The sequence below is a fragment of the Rossellomorea sp. ABR4_012 genome (genome assembly GCF_056159545.1).
Genome location: NZ_JBSWVK010000001.1, coordinates 1894595 through 1912717 on the forward strand (window position 1 = coordinate 1894595; position 18123 = coordinate 1912717).

General features: G+C 40.7%; 22 protein-coding genes. 17 read left to right on the plus strand and 5 right to left on the minus strand.

The genetic code is table 11. The annotated features are described in order from the left end of the window. The first annotated feature begins 14 nt into the window (after positions 1 to 14). Complete coding sequence (locus ACXAFV_RS09260) at positions 15 to 470, plus strand: YpbF family protein (protein WP_475125932.1); 456 nt, start codon at positions 15 to 17, stop codon at positions 468 to 470. A gap of 40 nt (positions 471 to 510) precedes the next feature. Here the strand turns inward: ACXAFV_RS09260 and ACXAFV_RS09265 are convergent, their stop codons facing one another. From ACXAFV_RS09265 to ACXAFV_RS09275, 3 genes are read right to left on the minus strand one after another with little or no spacing between them, the layout of a single operon-like run. Next, positions 511 to 1080 carry a manganese catalase family protein gene (locus tag ACXAFV_RS09265; protein WP_475125934.1) on the minus strand — a complete coding sequence of 190 codons (570 nt, stop codon included), beginning with the start codon at positions 1078 to 1080 and terminating at the stop codon, positions 511 to 513. Positions 1081 to 1107: 27 nt separating this feature from the next. Continuing rightward, positions 1108 to 1368: a spore coat protein CotJB gene (locus ACXAFV_RS09270; protein WP_341985710.1), complete on the minus strand. Its 261-nt coding sequence runs from the start codon at positions 1366 to 1368 to the stop codon at positions 1108 to 1110. A gap of 4 nt (positions 1369 to 1372) precedes the next feature. Then, a complete protein-coding gene (locus tag ACXAFV_RS09275; RefSeq protein ID WP_446243467.1) occupies positions 1373 to 1594 on the minus strand; it encodes a spore coat associated protein CotJA in 222 nt (73 codons plus the stop codon). Between the two features lie 154 nt (positions 1595 to 1748). On the opposite strand from ACXAFV_RS09275, the gene ACXAFV_RS09280 reads away from it, so the two are divergent. From ACXAFV_RS09280 to ACXAFV_RS09310, 7 genes are all read left to right on the plus strand, one after another. Beyond that, positions 1749 to 2384, plus strand: a complete 636-nt coding sequence (locus ACXAFV_RS09280) for a CBS domain-containing protein (protein ID WP_475125935.1) — start codon at positions 1749 to 1751, stop codon at positions 2382 to 2384. A 66-nt stretch (positions 2385 to 2450) separates the two neighbouring features. After that, the gene (locus ACXAFV_RS09285) at positions 2451 to 2831 is read left to right on the plus strand and encodes a hypothetical protein (RefSeq protein WP_475125937.1); all 381 of its coding nucleotides are present in this window, start codon (positions 2451 to 2453) and stop codon (positions 2829 to 2831) included. Continuing rightward, positions 2824 to 3591 (plus strand): metallophosphoesterase, encoded by a 768-nt coding sequence (locus ACXAFV_RS09290; RefSeq protein ID WP_475125938.1) that lies wholly within the window; start codon positions 2824 to 2826, stop codon positions 3589 to 3591. Before ACXAFV_RS09285 ends, ACXAFV_RS09290 begins: the two co-directional genes overlap by 8 nt. Positions 3592 to 3689: 98 nt before the next feature. Then, positions 3690 to 4598, plus strand: coding sequence for a MerR family transcriptional regulator (locus ACXAFV_RS09295; protein WP_475125940.1), 909 nt, complete (start codon positions 3690 to 3692; stop codon positions 4596 to 4598). Positions 4599 to 4670: 72 nt separating this feature from the next. Continuing rightward, positions 4671 to 5270, plus strand: coding sequence for an adaptor protein MecA (locus ACXAFV_RS09300; RefSeq protein ID WP_475125942.1), 600 nt, complete (start codon positions 4671 to 4673; stop codon positions 5268 to 5270). 328 nt (positions 5271 to 5598) lie between these two features. Further along, on the plus strand, positions 5599 to 6876 hold the full coding sequence (locus tag ACXAFV_RS09305) for a Glu/Leu/Phe/Val family dehydrogenase (RefSeq protein WP_475125943.1): 1278 nt from the start codon (positions 5599 to 5601) through the stop codon (positions 6874 to 6876). Positions 6877 to 7125: 249 nt separating this feature from the next. Beyond that, positions 7126 to 8091, plus strand: a complete 966-nt coding sequence (locus tag ACXAFV_RS09310; RefSeq protein WP_475125944.1) for a YpdA family putative bacillithiol disulfide reductase — start codon at positions 7126 to 7128, stop codon at positions 8089 to 8091. 37 nt (positions 8092 to 8128) lie between these two features. On the opposite strand, the gene ACXAFV_RS09315 is transcribed toward ACXAFV_RS09310, so the two are convergent. Further along, the gene (locus tag ACXAFV_RS09315; RefSeq protein WP_475125945.1) at positions 8129 to 9103 is read right to left on the minus strand and encodes an asparaginase; all 975 of its coding nucleotides are present in this window, start codon (positions 9101 to 9103) and stop codon (positions 8129 to 8131) included. An 87-nt stretch (positions 9104 to 9190) separates the two neighbouring features. On the opposite strand from ACXAFV_RS09315, the gene prsW reads away from it, so the two are divergent. Beyond that, complete coding sequence (gene prsW / locus ACXAFV_RS09320; RefSeq protein WP_475125947.1) at positions 9191 to 9877, plus strand: glutamic-type intramembrane protease PrsW; 687 nt, start codon at positions 9191 to 9193, stop codon at positions 9875 to 9877. Positions 9878 to 10407: 530 nt separating this feature from the next. On the opposite strand, the gene ACXAFV_RS09325 is transcribed toward prsW, so the two are convergent. After that, positions 10408 to 10752: a hypothetical protein gene (locus ACXAFV_RS09325; protein ID WP_175991184.1), complete on the minus strand. Its 345-nt coding sequence runs from the start codon at positions 10750 to 10752 to the stop codon at positions 10408 to 10410. Between the two features lie 280 nt (positions 10753 to 11032). On the opposite strand from ACXAFV_RS09325, the gene sleB reads away from it, so the two are divergent. The 8 genes from sleB to fni all read left to right on the plus strand — a co-directional run bounded on the left by sleB (position 11033) and on the right by fni (position 18100). Beyond that, positions 11033 to 11833 carry a spore cortex-lytic enzyme gene (gene sleB / locus ACXAFV_RS09330; protein ID WP_475126114.1) on the plus strand — a complete coding sequence of 267 codons (801 nt, stop codon included), beginning with the start codon at positions 11033 to 11035 and terminating at the stop codon, positions 11831 to 11833. Between the two features lie 14 nt (positions 11834 to 11847). After that, the gene (gene ypeB / locus ACXAFV_RS09335; RefSeq protein ID WP_475125948.1) at positions 11848 to 13194 is read left to right on the plus strand and encodes a germination protein YpeB; all 1347 of its coding nucleotides are present in this window, start codon (positions 11848 to 11850) and stop codon (positions 13192 to 13194) included. A gap of 252 nt (positions 13195 to 13446) precedes the next feature. After that, on the plus strand, positions 13447 to 14094 hold the full coding sequence (locus ACXAFV_RS09340; protein ID WP_475125949.1) for a flagellar brake protein: 648 nt from the start codon (positions 13447 to 13449) through the stop codon (positions 14092 to 14094). A gap of 109 nt (positions 14095 to 14203) precedes the next feature. Beyond that, positions 14204 to 14392, plus strand: a complete 189-nt coding sequence (locus ACXAFV_RS09345; protein ID WP_475125950.1) for a YpfB family protein — start codon at positions 14204 to 14206, stop codon at positions 14390 to 14392. A 134-nt stretch (positions 14393 to 14526) separates the two neighbouring features. After that, on the plus strand, positions 14527 to 15192 hold the full coding sequence (cmk, locus tag ACXAFV_RS09350; RefSeq protein ID WP_475125952.1) for a (d)CMP kinase: 666 nt from the start codon (positions 14527 to 14529) through the stop codon (positions 15190 to 15192). Position 15193: 1 nt separating this feature from the next. After that, a complete protein-coding gene (locus ACXAFV_RS09355; protein ID WP_475125954.1) occupies positions 15194 to 15766 on the plus strand; it encodes a lysophospholipid acyltransferase family protein in 573 nt (190 codons plus the stop codon). Between the two features lie 126 nt (positions 15767 to 15892). Then, positions 15893 to 17026 carry a 30S ribosomal protein S1 gene (rpsA, locus tag ACXAFV_RS09360; RefSeq protein WP_475126115.1) on the plus strand — a complete coding sequence of 378 codons (1134 nt, stop codon included), beginning with the start codon at positions 15893 to 15895 and terminating at the stop codon, positions 17024 to 17026. Between the two features lie 15 nt (positions 17027 to 17041). Next, entirely contained in the window at positions 17042 to 18100 is a 1059-nt protein-coding gene (gene fni / locus ACXAFV_RS09365) for a type 2 isopentenyl-diphosphate Delta-isomerase (protein ID WP_475125956.1), read from the plus strand. Positions 18101 to 18123: the final 23 nt, after the last annotated feature.

Here is an 18123-nt window from a genome sequence, read left to right on the forward strand (position 1 = left end):
GGGGAGGGAAGAGCATGCATGACTCAATCCGCGAATTTGATGATTGGACAGATCCAGCAACAAAACAAATGCTGAATAACCTTGTTGAAAGAAAACAAAAATTTGATCTTGCAAAAAAGAGGCATTTATATATTTTATGGATAGCCATTTTGACAGCGTTTTGCTTCTTATATTATTTAACTAAGGCAGTACTCGAGCCATACTCTTATTCTTTTGGTGCAATGTTTTCAGTCTATGTATCTGACTCGGTACACTTATTTACTTCAGTCTTTCTTGCAGGTCTTTTCGGTGCTGTGAAAGTCCTGCACCAGCTTAAAGAAAAAAGAGAAAAAGAGTATCAGGATCTCCGCAAGGAAATCATAGACAGAAGCAAGGATCTCTGGAAGGAAGAAGCGTGGAAAAAGCGTCACCAGGTATTCGATAAGATGAAAAGTCAATTCGACATCAACCTCTACCATGGAAGCAAATAAAAAGCGTTTGGAGGATAGATTCACCAAACGCCTTGCTTTTTTAGAAAATTCTCTTTTTACCTTGTTCATCTTTAAGTATTTCTGCAGCTTCTCTAAAACGTTGAGAGTGCACAATTTCACGTTCCCGGAGATATCTGAGCCCGTCATTTAAATCAGGGTCATCACTCAAATTGATGATCCACTGATAGGTTGCCCGTGCCTTCTCTTCAGCTGCGATATCTTCATAGATATCAGCGATCGGATCTCCTTTTGCAGCAATATAAGACGCGGTCCATGGAACGCCTGCGGCATTATGATAGAAGAGGGCACTGTCGTGGTTCGCGTAGTGTGCATCCAATCCAGCTGCCTTCATCATTTCAGGGGTAGCATCTTTTGTCAGTTTATAAATCATGGTTGCGATCATTTCCAAATGTGCAAATTCTTCAGTTCCAATGTCCGTAAGCAATCCAATTACCTTGTCAGGAATAGTATACCTCTGATTCAAATAACGCAGCGCTGCTGCCAGCTCACCGTCGGCGCCGCCGTATTGCTCCACTAGGTATTTTGCAAGAGTCGGGTTGCATGTACTCACTCTTACAGGATATTGAAGCTTCTTTTCATATGCCCACATTTGAATGGATTCCTCCCTTACTGAATCTTATACCTGCCATGGCCAAGGTGCATCTTTCCAGTCCCAAGGATAATTTGAATAGCTGTAGCCAAAGTTGGTAAGGGGACCGAACTCTTTTTCAAATTTCTTTTTGATTTGCTTTCTTGTTTTCACATACATATTGTATTGAGAAATGGCGTCGTGATCATCAGGGTGTGTGTCCAGATATAAGGTAAGTTCGAGTATGACAAAGTCTACGGCTTGTAACTCCTCCATTATTTCATAATAATGTGCAGGAAGTTGCTTCATGATATTATTCTCCCTTCATTTTTTCATAGGGACTGTAGTAGGGATCATAAAATACTTTCCATAACGTCCCCTTTCTCAACGCTTCTTTTGGTGGGAATTGCTCCAAGTTAGGCGGCTGAAACCCCAAGAAGAGGTTAGGAGGTGTAGAGTAAACCTTTGTGGTAATTGGTTTACATGGATCGAAAGGGCTCACATATGGGTGCCAGCTTCTATAAAATTCATGCACAAATTATCCCTCCTGTTTAGAAATTCCTTCGTAACAAGATATGAATGGGTTTTACAGAACATGTTAGAAAAATTAATAACCGCATGAAAAAAGGGAATTCACTCAAATATGTTGAATAAATAGTATGTAGGATATTAATAAAGAGGTGGTTCAATTGTTCGTAAAAAATGCAATGATTCCAAAACACAAATGCTATGTAGTCAATGAAAATGACTCGATCGAAAAAACGCTGGAAGTAATGGAGCATCATAAGATTGATGGACTTCCTGTATTATCAAATGATAAGTATGCAGGGGTCGTCACCCGTTATAATATTTATCAGAATTTCTTCCTTTCCGGAATGGAAAGAGATAAGTTCCTTAAAGTAACAAGAGCGATTGATATTGCCATTCACCAGGATAATTTCCTGATTGAAAGCAATGTATTTGAAGATACATTAGTGGAATTGCAGGATTTCCCGATTTTATCTGTTATAGATGAAAATAGAACATTTCTTGGGTTGATTACACGATATGATGTACTGGATCAATTCAAGAGCGCTTTCGGGATGGATCGGAAAGGAGTCAGGATTGCTTTTACATCCGTTGAAACAGAAGGAAGGATAGCCCGTCTTGGAGATATCATACAGCAGTATTCTGAGTCCGTCATTTCCCTCGTCACTTTTGATGCGACTGATAAGCTGCTGAGACGAATCGTACTTAAGATTGAAAAGAAAGATAACATCGATAAGTTCATCAATAAATTGGAGAAATCAGGCTTCAGGATTTTAGACATTCAGGAAGAAGATTGATCCATCAAAAAATTCACTGTATGAAATGCAATCCTTCTCATAAGATTTATGGGAGGGATTTTTTTGATGCATTTTGCTGTAAAACTGTTTGGTACATTTGTTTTGGGTTATTTGTTTATCAAGTGGTTTCCGGATATCGACTCACATCATATTTCGGATGTGATCGTTGAACTGGTCCTGCATCCAGTTGAATTTTTTGCTGCATCAATCGTTTTTATTTTTGGTTTGATCGTCCAGGGTAATTTAATGAAGTTCGAACTTTATTATTTGATGCGTTTATTCAAAGGGAACTTACATAAAGAACTGATGATTATTCCTGTTCATGCATGCATGATCTATGGACTGACGTTATTAGGTATGTGGGAAACCTTGTTTTTTTCCTTTCTAGCGGTCTTTTATGGTATTATTTCTTTAGATTTGCGTCGGCAAGGAGGCCATCATGCTTGAATTTATAAGTGTTTTATTATTGGGAGGGGGGGCTCTTCTCCTTTTTATGTTATATGAAGCCCATAGAAATGAGGTGAAAACTCATTTGTTCACATTTCCTCGATTCCCTAAAGACGTGACTCTTACCATTTTCTTCATATCCGATATACATAAGCGCAAGTTGGACTCAGACCTGATCGATCATGTTAGGAAAAAAGCGGATATCGTTGTCATAGGAGGCGACCTGACTGAAAAAGCGGTGCCGTTGTCAAGGGTGGAAGAGAATCTGGATAAATTGGCATCCATCGGGTCTGTTTATTTTATTTGGGGTAATAATGATTATGAAGTGAACACCGACGAACTCAGAATGCTTTTTAAGAAAAAAGGGGTTCGGGAAATCGTCAACGATTCGGTGAGTTTTCAGTTTGACGGAGGAGTGGTCAATCTGATCGGAGTGGATGATGCCAGTACTCAAAGGGCCGTATTGTCTCAGGCTCTTTCGAAGGCAGATCCTTCCAATTTCAATATTTTATTAAGCCATGATCCCCGGCTTGTAAAACAGGTGGGTAAAGAAGATGGAATCGATCTGATGTTGAGCGGCCATACCCATGGTGGCCAAATCAGGATACTTGGTTGGGGTCTCTACAAGAAAGGAAGAATAGAAGAACTTCCCCAGACAATGCTAGTAGTCAGCAACGGGTATGGAACTACAGCTCTGCCGCTTAGATTGGGTGCGCCGGCTGAAACACATCTGCTCACGATTAAAAGAGATACTGAATAATGAACAAAACCTATTCATTGCCTATACAAATTTTACACTGTCGGGAATCTCTACTATAATCTAAAAGAACATATGTAAAGATACCATGGGGGATTTCTATGAACGATCAAAATACGAACGGTAAATATAATATTAAGGCAGTATCCAATATTCTCGGTATACAACCTGGAACCTTAAGGGCTTGGGAAAGAAGGTACAATATCATTGCCCCGGTCAGAAATGATTCAGGGCATAGATTATACACAGAGCAGCATCTTCATATCTTGAAATGGCTCGTTGCGAAAGTGAAACAAGGTTTCACAATCAGCCAGGCAGTTGCATTATTGGACAAGCAGGAACTTGAAGAAAATGAAGTCATCGAAACCGTGCATCAGGATAGAACCCAGAATATAGCTGATGAGCTGTTGAAAGCACTGCTCAGGTTTGATGAATCCAAAGCACACGAACTCATTAATCGATCATTTTCGATTTATACAATCGACAAAGTGGTGATTGATATTCTTGGAAGTTTGCTTGTGCAAATCGGTGATTTGTGGGAGAAGGACAAAATTACCACTGCTCATGAACACTTTGCGAGCTCCATCTTGCGTTCCCGGATCGGGAGCATCATGCATTCCTTTCCACATAACGGGATCTTGCCAAAAGTGGTGGCTGTGTGCGGACCGGGGGAATGGCATGAATTGGGGCTGTTGATCTTCACACTCTTTGTACGGAGAAAAGGGTTCGAAGTCATTTATCTCGGGTCAAGTATCAAGGAAGATGATATCGATGTGGTCCTGAATGAAGTGAACCCGAAGTTCCTGTTCTTCTCTTGTACAATGAAGGATAATGCCGGCGATTTATTATCGCTAGTTTCTTCTCTCAAAGCAGAACATGAAGAGCTGGAGATTGGGATGGGCGGATTTGCAATCGATCATTTACCTGCGGCTATGAAAGAAAAATACACGGATCATATTGTGGGTCAGACCAAGGCTCAATGGGAAGAATGGTTGAAAAGTAAATTATAGCGGTTTTATGCACTGTTTTGTGCCCCCTACATAGTATGGTGGTAAGTCGTCACACTCTTGGGGGGCACGCAAATGAGACTTGAGCGAATTTCCGATAATAAAATTAAATTTTCCATAAGTGTAGAGGAGCTTGAGCAAAAAGGCTTGTTTGAGCAGGATCAATGGAAAGACTCATTAATATGGCATGATCTGTTTGAAGACATGCTGGATGAAGTACAAGGGAAATTTGGCATTGAGGCACAAATGGAAATTACAGTAGAAATTGAATCTTTCGATGATGAAGAAATTTGTATGATCCTTACTTTGGAATTGGACGATGACGATGAGGACTATTCAGATGTCGAAGGAAGCATTGAATTGTTTCATCCCATCATTGAAAAAGACCTATTGTTCCACTTTGCTGATCTGGACGGCATCATCGATGTTCTGAACCGGCTCAGGCATACACAAAAGTTTCAGTCCGACACCCTTGAGATCAGCTTTTTTCACTATGAAACTAACTATTACCTCCTTTTTGAGAACATCCCCCGCAGCCAGCATCTCATGATAGAGTCAGTGGTCCTTGAATACGGTACATTATCGAATCAGACAAAATACATGATAATGGAATATGGTCATGCCATCATTCTGAAACATACGATGGAAAAAATGACAAGGTATTTTCCATCATAGACGCCAGTTCATCACTTTTAGGTTTTGCCTAAAGGTGTTTTTATTTTGGTTTTTTGTTTTATCATGCAATTTAGATGGATTTCATTATAAACGAGCGGCCCTTGTTAATATTTGAAAAAACAATATAATAGAATGTTGTTTTAAAAGGGAGAAACAGGGAATGAATATAAAAAGTAAGGCGCAGATCCAGAAAAAATGATAGCGTTTTCAAAAAAGTTGTCGATTTTTGATTTTCTATCTTTGCAAGAGTAAATCAAACGTGTATACTATGTCATGAAAGCGGACTAGGATCCGCTCTACAGTGAATTATACTGGGAGGTTTACATACATGGTAGCCGAGAAGGAGAAAGAAAATCACCAAACATCTGAAAAAAACGATGTATTGAAATCCACACAAACGGTTATTCATCTCGCACTAGATAAATTAGGATATCCAGAAGAAGTATATGAATTGTTAAGAGAACCTGTAAGAATGTTGACAGTTAAAATACCTGTAAGAATGGACGACGGTAAAGTGAAGGTCTTTACAGGCTATCGCGCCCAGCATAATGATGCCGTGGGTCCAACGAAAGGCGGCATCCGTTTCCACCCGAATGTTACGGAGAAGGAAGTAAAGGCCCTATCGATTTGGATGAGCTTGAAGTGCGGAATCGTCGATCTTCCTTACGGAGGTGGAAAAGGCGGTATCATTTGTGATCCGCGTGACATGTCTTTCAGAGAGCTTGAGCGCCTGAGCAGGGGGTATGTAAGAGCGATCAGCCAGATTGTAGGTCCATCAAAAGACATACCTGCACCCGATGTATTTACAAATTCACAGATCATGGCTTGGATGATGGATGAATACAGTCGGATCGATGAATACAATTCCCCAGGATTCATTACGGGGAAACCGCTGGTACTCGGAGGTTCTCATGGTAGGGAAACGGCTACTGCAAAAGGTGTGACGATTTGCATCCATGAAGCAGCTAAGAAAAAAGGAATAAAACTTGAAGGAGCCCGTGTAGTGGTTCAAGGGTTCGGTAATGCAGGCAGTTTCCTGGCCAAATTCATGCATGATGCCGGTGCAAAGGTCATTGGTATCTCAGATGCATACGGTGGACTTCATGATGAAGAAGGTTTGGACATCGATTATCTGTTAGATCGGAGAGACAGCTTCGGAACGGTGACAAAATTATTTAACAACACCATCACAAATCAGGAGTTACTGGAACTTGATTGTGATATACTCGTTCCAGCGGCTATCGAAAATCAAATTACGGAACATAATGCACACAACATCAGGGCAAGCATCGTGGTAGAAGCTGCCAATGGGCCAACCACATTGGAAGCAACGAAGATTCTGACTGAACGTGGTATATTGCTTGTACCCGATGTTCTGGCATCTTCAGGTGGAGTTACAGTATCCTACTTTGAATGGGTCCAAAACAACCAGGGTTATTATTGGACGGAAGAAGAGGTAGAAGAAAAACTCCAGAAGATTTTGGTCAATTCATTCAACAACGTATATGAGACTTCTCAAACAAGACGTGTGGACATGAGACTAGCCGCCTACATGGTTGGTGTAAGAAAAATGGCCGAAGCCTGCCGCTTCAGAGGATGGATTTAATCTTATCATAAAGAAAGATATTGAGGATGGGGATTCCCATCCTTTTTTGGTGCATAAAAATGTGTTGTTTTCCTATGGAGGTTCGATTCACTTTAACAGAAATAGGACAGTTGCTTTGACCAATGAAAAAAATTACTCCATAATAATCAAAGGAGAATGTTTCTTTTACAAGAAAACGAATACTATCTTTTAAAGATGAGGCTCTGTTAAAGGGCGAAGATATAAAGCAAAATGAAGGAGTGCCTGAAGTTGAGAAACGAAGAATGCATCATCGTAGGCGGAGGACCATGCGGTTTATCAGCTGCGATTCACCTTAAAGAACAGGGGATTAATCCTCTGATTATTGAAAAAGGGAATATTGTAAACGCAATTTACAATTATCCTACGCATCAAACCTTCTTTTCTTCCAGTCAAAAACTGGAGATCGGCGATGTACCTTTCGTGATTGAAGAACATAAACCCCGTCGTAATCAAGCCCTAGTTTATTATCGTGAAGTGGCAAAGCGGAAAAATGTGAGAATCAACCGTTTTGAAATGGTGAATAAAGTCGAGAAGAAGGAAAATGGGTTCATCATCAGTACTTCCAAGCAAACTTATCGGGCAGAGCACGTCATCATTGCGACAGGATATTATGATAATCCTAATTACATGAATATACCTGGGGAAGACAAAAAGAAAGTGTTTCATTATTTTAAAGAGGCCCATCCTTTCTTTGATACAGACGTGGTTGTGATCGGCGGGAAAAATTCAGCTGTGGATGCTGCATTGGAGTTGAATAAAGCGGGTGCAAGAGTAACGGTTCTATATCGGGGCAGCGAATACTCCAAAAGCGTCAAGCCTTGGATCCTTCCGAATTTCGATGCCCTCGTGCGCAATGAAGAAATAACAATGGAATTCAATGCATATCTGGAAGAAATTAAGGATGAAGCAGTCGTTTATATTGTCGATGGCGAAAGGAAAGAAATAAAGAATGATTTTGTGTTTGCCATGACTGGATATCGCCCCGATCATAGTTTCCTTACGAAAATAGGCATAAGTATTGATAAGGAGACAGGCAGACCTGCGTTCGATCCTGAAACGATGGAGACGAATGTTGAAGGTGTTTATGTAGCCGGAGTGATTGCTGCAGGTAATAATGCAAATGAAATATTCATTGAAAATGGCCGGCATCATGGCGGACTGATCGCAGAATCAATCATAGGGAAACAAAAGTAAGAAAGAGCCCGCAATCGAAGCGGGCTCTTTTGCATATTTAATTTCTGAAGATACGTTCTAATTCCTGAAAGTCATTAGTTTGAGATAGGGCCACCATTAGTTTGATCCGTGCCTTTTGGCCATTCAGCCCATTGGAAAAAATGACTCCTTTTTCTTTCAGTTGTTTTCCGCCGCCCGTATAACCGTATACATCTTGGGCGATGCCATTAAAACATCTGGACACGAGCACGACGGGAATGTTATTTTCCAACAGCTCAGAGACCCCTGGTACAGCTTCCGGAGGAAGATTACCCTGCCCAAGCGCTTCAATTACGACTCCGTCAAATTGAAGGTCTTTTATCGCTATCAAAAGACTCGAATCCATCCCTGCATATGCTTTTATGAGAGTGACTCTTTTTGTGATGTCACATACTTTGTAGCTTTCAGAAGAAGTTGGTTGATGATGATAGAGGATTCCTCGCTTCGTCACAATTCCAATTGGTCCATATTGTGGACTTTGAAAAGTAGATACGTTACTTGTATGTGTTTTTGTAACATTTTTCGCTGAATGAATTTCATCATTTAATACAACCAGAACGCCTTTCTTTTTAGATTGAGGTTCGGCAGCCACACGCACTGATGAAATCAGATTATAAAGTCCATCCGCCCCAATCTCATTGCTTGACCTCATTGCCCCGGTCACGACCATTGAAATGGGAAGGGAAACCGTTAAGTCAAGAAAATATGCTGTTTCCTCCAGGGTATCCGTTCCATGGGTGATTACAACCCCATCGAATGAACGCTTTTTATATTCTTTCTCGATCAAACGTTTTATTTCATGCATATGTTCAATGGTGATATGTGGAGAAGGAAGGTGAAATGCTTCTATAACCTCTACATCAGCTAAATTGGAAACCATCGATGTTTGAACCGACAGAGGGTTTTCTCTGCCCGGTGCTACAGATCCCGTATCCTTGTCCTCCATCATTGAGATGGTTCCTCCGGTATGTATGACCAGTATATTTTTTTTCATAGCGTCATTCCTCCTGGGATTTTCTTATTTTCTTTCCTACTTTATCATGATACGATTAAGAAAACTGAAAGAAAAGAGGACTTTTTTATGCTGGTGGTTTTATCAGCGGGTATAGCACCAGGGTTAGCGCTGCTGAGTTATTTTTATTTGCGGGATGAGTATGAAGCGGAACCGATTGCGTTAGTATTTAAAACCTTCATATATGGTGTACTGATTACTTTTCCAATAATGTTTCTTCAGTATGTATTAAAAGTAGAAGGGATTATCACTTCCAATTGGTTGAATGCTTATATTTCTTCAGGGTTACTGGAAGAATTTTTTAAGTGGTTCATCCTTATGGTCGCCATCTTCCAGCACTATCATTTCAATGATCCATATGACGGCATTATATACGGAGCAAGTGTTTCGCTGGGATTTGCCACGGTTGAAAACATATTATTCCTGCTGGCGAATGGAGTGGAATATGCATTTGGCAGAGCTTTGATGCCAGTGTCGAGTCATGCACTATTCGGTGTCTTGATGGGATATTATCTAGGTAAAGCCAAGTTTTCTTTACGAGATCAGCGCCGCAAATGGCTTTTGATTTCGATAATAATTCCGTTATTATTACATGGGACATATAATTATATCTTTTTGTCTGAAAAAAATTGGATCTATTACATGGTGCCATTCATGTTATTTCTATGGTGGCTGGGGCTGAAAAAAGTCAAGCATGCCCACCGGTTAACAGCCAGCAATTATTCTCAAGCAGAGTTGAAGAGAGAGATCCTTTAATGCATCATTCTGGTTTTAAAGCCTAAGTGAAAAGGGAAAAAAAGAGTTTTACTAGAAGAAAATCCGAACTGCTTTGAATGCAAAGCAGTTCGGATTTTTGCTTGTTCCAGCGGTTGATTGGAGTGCAAGACGTAGACTCCTGCGGGAAGAGTAGCTTATTAGAAAAGTGGAAGGGCTTTGCTCAGAGGCGTGTGGCATAAGACGAATCGGCCACGAAGGCGTTCTTTGCCTTCTTGGTCGGTTTGGCTTATGACATGTGCCTCTAAGCCCTGCAGCTAGACATGTGAGACTTGTCCAGCTCCGGCGGCTAGAGGCTCGAGGTCATAAGTCAAGCAAGCCAAAAAGGCAAAAAGCGCCTTTTCGGCTTGCTCGCCTTATGCTTGTCGCCTCTGGGCGAGCCGCCTCCGCATTTCTTCCCGCAGGCTTGCCGAGGAGGCTCACGGGCTACCCGCGGAAAGCGAAGTCTTGCACGGAAATCATTAGCGGTATTAAGAGTCTATTCTAAAATGTTGTTGTTATTTTAGTGGGATTTACTTATAAGCAGCTGCAAGATCCGTTTTTGGAGCTTCTTTCCGTTTAACTTCATCAATTTTGTTCACGAACATCTGGAACACTTTCCTTTTTTCATCCAGCTCTCTTATGTACTCTTTTAGTTCACTGTACTTTTCCTCAAACGGCTTATGATACATTTCACGGATATTTTCAATGATTTCTTCATTCACTGTAGACTGAATTACCTGTTTTGTAATCCCGTACTTATAGGAATAAACTTTCAATTCCTTCTTTACATCATCGTAATCAGTATTGATTTGATCTAATACTTCCGAAATGTCATCTTTCCATTCATCCAACGATTTTGCTAAATAATCTTCCATAATTGCCTCCCCTTTATAAAAGACTTGATTGGCCCTCATCCCATTATAACGAAGGTTGTTTACATGCCTTTTTCTGAAACATTACATTGTCTTATCAAAAAGTGCATAGGAGCTGGCAAGACGTTCTCATGGTAGGATCGTCAGTTATGTTTGCCAATTTTTATTTTTCAACTTGTATAAAATGGGTAGCTCTACAAAAACTAGGGTTAATGTTAATTGAAGATATGGAGGGTAAAGCATGATGAATAGTCGCATCAAATGGTTATGTACATCAGTTATCATGGTGCTTGTTTGTTCTCTTTTGATGATTTCATCTGAAGGAGAGAAAGCTGACGCTTTTACAAACCAAGTCATTCAGCATGGAGCTACGGGTGAAGATGTCATCGAACTTCAATCAAGGCTACAGTATATTGGCTACTATAATGGGAAAATCGATGGAGTTTTTGGGTGGGGAACATATTGGGCTTTAAGAAACTTCCAATATGAGTTCGGCCTGCCGATCGATGGGTTAGCAGGGCCAAAGACAAAAGAAAAATTAGTGAGTGCGTCGAAGTACAATAAACAATTTGTACAAGAGCAAATTAAAAAAGGGAAGAAATTCACTCATTATGGAGGGACTGATTTAAGCAAGCAGAAAGGAGCTGGCGGTGGAGGCGGCGGTCAAGCAGCACAGCCGCCGAAGGAGACCCCGGCCAAACCGACAGCAGCAAACACACCAAATGGATTCTCTCAAAATGATATACAAATCATGGCGAATGCCGTTTACGGTGAAGCACGTGGTGAACCATATGAGGGACAGGTGGCTGTCGCCGCGGTCATATTAAATCGCATCGACAGTGCGTCATTCCCGAATACTGCTGCAGGAGTCATATTTGAGCCGGGAGCTTTTACAGCGGTTGCGGACGGGCAAATTTATTTAACTCCGAATGATAAAGCGCGAGAAGCTGTATTAGATGCTATAAACGGTTGGGATCCATCTTCCAATGCGCTGTATTATTTTAATCCTGTTACTGCAACGAGTGATTGGATTTGGTCAAGACCGCAGATTAAGCAGATTGGGAAACATATATTCTGTAATTAACGAGGTGAAGGATATTGATACGTAGTATATTAATAGCAGTACTCGTCATCGGAGTCGCAGGAACGGCATTTTGGGGGTATCAGGAACATCAGGAGAAGAATGCGATCCTGATCAACGCAGAAAACAATTATCAGCGTGCATTTCATGAGTTGACTTATCAGGTGGACCTTCTTCACGATAAGATAGGTACTACCCTTGCGATGAATTCAAAAAAGTCATTATCACCGGCACTTGCGGATGTTTGGCGTCTTACGTCCCAGGCACACAGTGATGTCGGGCAATTACCGTTAACATTGCTGCCATTCAATAAAACCGAAGAATTTTTGAGCAAAATTGGAGATTTCAGTTATCGTGTAGCGGTAAGGGACCTGGACGATAAGCCTTTGACAGATAAGGAATACACTTCTCTGGAAAACCTGTACAAGCAAAGCGCGGATATCCAGAAAGAATTAAGAAAGGTTCAGCATCTGGTCATCAAGAATAATCTCCGCTGGATGGATGTAGAGATGGCGCTTGCTTCTGGTAAAGAAAAAGCTGACAATACAATCATTGACGGTTTCAAGACGGTGGAGAAGAATGTTACAGGCTACGATGAAGCAAGTTTCGGTTCGACTACCTTTGTTAACAGCCAAAAAAGAGATGAAAATTTCAAAAAACTAAAGGGCGAACAGATTTCTAAAAAGGAAGCTGTCGCGATATTAAGGAAGTACTCTGGAATAGATAAATCGAGAGATGCCAAAGTAGCAGAGAGCGGCAAGGGGTCCAACTTCAAATTCTATAGTGTTTCAATCGGTAACGGAAAGACTGAAGCAAGTATGGATGTCACTCAAAAAGGCGGTTATCCAATTTGGTATATCAATAACCGCGAAGTAAAAGAAAGTAAAATCAGCTTGAACAAAGCAGCAGAACAGGCAACAAAATTCCTTAAAGAAAACAAATTTGAGAAGCTTGAGCTGTTTGAAAGTGTCCAATACGACAAGCTGGGAATATTCACCTATGTCACCGTCCTTGATGGCGTGAGGATTTACCCGGATTCAATCAAAGTAAAAGTCGCGCTCGACAATGGTCAGATTGTAGGATTTGCAGCAGAAGAATATTTAAGAAATAATCATGACCGTGAAATAGCTAAACCAAGCCTGGCTTTGGAGGAAGCGAAAAAAGAAACAAACCCTAATTTAAAAGTCATGGAAGAAAGACAGGCAATCATCGTAAATGACTTGAATGAAGAAGTGTTATGTTATGAATTCTTAGGTATGCTCGGCAATGACACCTATAGAATCTTCATCAATGCCAATACAGGTGAAGAAGAAAAAGTGGAAAAACTGAAAAATGCAGAACCAATTTATGAAGAAGTCGTATAAAAAGGAAGGACGGTATCTTTAGTTAAGATATCGTCTTTTTTATTGGCTGAATAAATTCGGATAGTTTTTGGCTATGGAAGGGAATTCAACACTCATGGGCGAATTTTGAGAGTATGGTCACAGTTTAATCCTGGAAACGACAGCGATGTATAACAAGAAAAAATTAACAAAAAAAGTATGGAAAGGAAGGATTTTACGTGACATAATATAGGTACATAATAACAGAAGCTCAGAAAGTGAGAGTAATGTGCAATGATTAAAGCCGGAACAACACTGCAACTAGAACCTATTCATAACGATACATTTGAAACATACCGCTGCAGGGTAGTAGAATCAGAAAATGACGGTATTTATATTGATTATCCAATACATACGAAAACTGGCAAAACCGTTTTTTTGATTAACGGCACCCAGCTTAAAGCAAGCTTTATTCATAATGAACAAACAGTCCTTATGTTTGAGACGGAAGTCCTAAGCAGAAAAATTGCAAAGATTCCCATGATTCATATTCACTACCCCGGGGAAGATGAACTGGTCAAAATCCAAAGACGACAATTTGTTCGCGTCGATGCAAATGCGGATATCTCCCTTTATTTCAACGATCAGTATCATCCCACCGTTACCGAGGACATCAGTGCAGGCGGCTGTGCTGTACTTTTAACGGATGAAATGCATGTCAAACAAGGTGCACGCATCACGATGATCATCGTCCTGACCATGCAAACCGGTGAATGTCACTACCTGGAAATAGCAGGAAGCCTTATAAGGGTGTGGGAGAAAAATAAGAAAAAAATCGCAAGTATCCAATTTCATAACTTAACAGAAATACAGCGTCAGCTCATCATGCGCTACTGCTTTGAAAGACAATTGGAACTAAGAAAAAAAGGGCTGCTTGAATAAAATTCCACCATTTACACATACTTTTTCTTAATGGATGTTTTCCAAAATCTCGATTTTAAATGAAGTCGTTCGAATAGAGCCTGTTTAATAATAGGGGAAGTGTGAAGTAATGAAAGCAGTGGAGAGGATATTAATAAAGCTCATCATGATCCATTTTGTTTTACTCCTGGCTGTTCAATTTATTTTTCATGAACTTAATATACTGCCGGAACTTCATAAGATCATATTTTATGAAGGGGTGGAGAAGATGGATTATAGTGAAATAGTGGAAACCATATCAGGAAATCGAAGCAGGTGAATGCGGCCTGCTGTTTTTTTTTGTTGAAGAATAGATAAGTAAGCGCTTCAAAGAGAAACTTCTTATTAAGTTTGCCTTATTTTATGATAGAATAGGGAAGAAATTATAAGGAATTTAAGTAGGTGGATGTTTTGATGAAATTAAGGATTGCAATTGACGGACCTGCAGCAGCGGGGAAGAGTACCGTCGCTAAGATTGTAGCAGGGAAGTTATCCTATCTTTATATTGATACAGGAGCCATGTACCGTTCTCTGACGTATAAAGCATTGAAGTCAGATGTGGATTTGCATGATGAGATAAAGCTGACAAAACTGTTGGAAACGACCAAGATCGATTTGGAACCTTCAGAAAATGGTCAGCTGGTCCTCCTTGACGGGGAGAATGTAACCGATGAAATCCGTCAATCGGAAGTGACTAATTCAGTATCACATGTAGCGGTCCATTCACTTGTCAGAGAAGAAATGGTGAAAAGACAGCAAGAACTGGCCAGTGAAGGCGGCGTGGTGATGGATGGCAGGGATATAGGTACACATGTCATACCGGATGCAGAAATCAAAGTTTTCTTATTGGCAAGCGTAGATGAAAGAGCTCAGAGAAGACATGAAGAAAATGTATCGAAAGGGTTTCCTTCAGATCTCGAAAAATTAAAAGAAGAAATTGCACGAAGAGATAAAATTGATTCTGAACGGGAAGTCGCTCCATTAAAAAAAGCAGATGATGCCATTGAAATTGATACGACATCCTTATCCATTTCAGAAGTCGTTGACCGCATTATGTCTCTAGTTGAAAGGAAAGGGTAACGTGAATCTTTATTCATTTGCGAAAGGATTAGTAAAGTCTATTCTCTCTCCGCTTTACCGCATTGAGGTATCTGGATTGGAACATTTTCCAAAAGAGGGAGGAGTACTGCTCTGTGCCAACCACATTGACAATCTGGATCCTCCCGTGGTTGGAATAACAGCCCCAAGGCCGGTTTCATTTATGGCGAAAGCTGAACTGTTCAATGTACCGCTGCTGGGGAAGATTCTTCCAAAAATTCATGCCTTTCCTGTAAAAAGGGGCATGAGCGATCGAGAAGCATTGCGAAAAGGATTAAAAGTGTTGAATGAAGGAAAGGTTTTAGGATTGTTTCCTGAGGGTACTAGAAGTAAAACAGGGCAGATCGGAAAGGGTCTGGCCGGTGCCGGTTTCTTTGCTTTGCGATCTGATGCGAAAGTTGTGCCGTGCGCAATCATTGGACCATATAAACCATTCAAGAAGTTAAAAGTGGTGTATGGACCGCCTATACCAATGGAAGAAATTAAAGAACAAAAACTGAATGCAGAAAAAACAACCGATATCATCATGGAGCATATTAACAAACTTACGAAATGATGGACAGGACTTTCCTGCTTGACAAATAGTTCTATTTATTAGAAGTTAGTAGAAAGAATAATTTATTTAAATTGTGTAAAAATTCACAAAATAAAATCTTTGCAGTCATGGATTAAGGAGGAGTACATAATGGAAGACATGAATGGAATTGAAGTGAAAAATCTCGAGATTGGTGAAAAAGTTAAGGGAACCGTCACTAAGGTCGAAGAGAAACAAGTCCTAGTTGATGTTCAAGATAGTAAAGTGGATGGCATCATTCCAATTAGTGAACTCTCAAGCCTTCACATTGAAAAAGCTTCTGATGTAGTGAGTGAAGGGGATGTACTGGAGTTAATCGTGACAAAAGTAGAAGAAGAACTGCTTGTCCTTTCAAAGCGTAAAGTCGATGCTGAAAAAGCATGGGAAGAAATGAAGAGCCGTTTTGAAAATGGAGATGTGTTTGAAGCGGAAGTCAAAGATGTGGTAAAAGGCGGTCTTGTAGTCGATCTTGGAGTGAGAGGATTTGTACCTGCCTCATTAGTGGAAGATTACTATGTGGAAGATTTCTCAGATTACAAGGACAAGGTGCTTGCATTTAAGATTGTTGAATTAGATCAAGAGAAGAATCGCTTGATCCTATCTCATCGCGCTGTAGTGGAAGCTGAAAAACAACAGCAAAAGAAAAAGCTCCTGACTGATATTGAATCTGGTGCTGTCCTTGAAGGTACTGTTCAACGCATCACCGATTTCGGTGCATTTGTCGACATAGGCGGAGTAGACGGGCTGGTCCATATTTCCCAACTGTCCCATGAGCATGTCGAAAAGCCTTCCGACGTGGTATCTGAAGGACAAAAAGTCCAAGTCAAGGTTTTAAGTGTCGACCGTGATAATGAAAGAATTTCATTATCAATCAAAGAGACACTGCCTGGACCATGGAGCGACATTTCTGAAAAAGCTCCTAAAGGAAGCGTGTTAGATGGAGTCGTGAAACGATTAGTTTCATATGGAGCATTCGTTGAGGTATTCCCTGGTGTTGAAGGATTGGTACACATCTCACAAATTTCTCATAAGCACATCGGGACTCCGCATGAAGTATTAAAAGAAGATCAATCGGTTAAAGTAAAAGTACTGGATGTAAATGAATCTGAACAACGTCTTTCTTTAAGCATAAAAGCACTGGAAGAAAAGGAAGAAGAAGTGACAGATTATGAAATGCCGGAAGAAAATACCGGATTCCAATTAGGTGAAATGATTGGAGATAAATTAAAAGATCTTAAATAAAAATGGTGATGGACTGTGACAAGAGCTCAACGAAAACGGGATCATATAAATTTCGCCCTTTCAACAGGGCAACAGGATAAGACGGGCTTTGAAGATGTAAAGTTTGTTCATCAAAGCCTTCCAAATTCAGCACTTGATGATACCGGGCTCGAGTCCCGAATTGGCGAACTTTCTTTAAGTTCGCCAATTTTTGTGAATGCAATGACGGGCGGAGGCGGAGAGTACACCTCGAAAATCAATGGTGACTTATCTTTATTGGCACGGGAAACAGGAATTGCACTTGCTGTCGGTTCTCAGATGTCCGCACTAAAGAGCCCGGATGAACGGAAGACATATGAAATTGTCAGGAAGAACAATCCTGAAGGCATCATATTTGCGAATCTTGGAAGTGAGGCAACCGTCCAGCAGGCAATGGCTGCAGTGGAAATGATCGAGGCAAATGCCTTGCAGATCCATCTGAATGTCATTCAGGAATTGACCATGCCGGAAGGAGACCGGGATTTTAAAGGTGCACTGGATCGGATCAATACGATTGCGGACCGTTTATCAGTCCCGGTCATTGTGAAAGAGACTGGCTTTGGTATCAGTAGAGAAGCAGCACTTGCACTTTCGGAAACTCCAATTGCTGCAATAGATATCGGCGGCTACGGTGGAACGAATTTTTCTAAGATCGAAAATCAGCGCAGACAAAGAATGCTGGATTATTTTGATGACTGGGGAATTCCGACTGCCGTCTCCATCGTTGAAGCTTGCTCAGCAAGTGATCTTCCTATAATGGCTTCAGGAGGGATCCGGAACAGTTTGGATATCGTCAAAGCGTTAAGTTTAGGTGCATGCTCTGCAGGAATGGCGGGGGCCATTTTGAGAAGCATTATTGATAAGGGTCTGAACGAAACGATAGATGAAGTGGATGATATTCATACCGACATACGATATCTCATGTGTGCTTTAGGGTGTAATAAGGTTGAAGATTTGCATGAAGTGCCTATGATTTTATCTGGTGAAGTGCATCATTGGATGAAGGTCCGCGGATTGGAACCCGACAGTTTTAGTAGTAGACAAACGAATAAATAATGCAGAAGACGGATTCCTTCGAG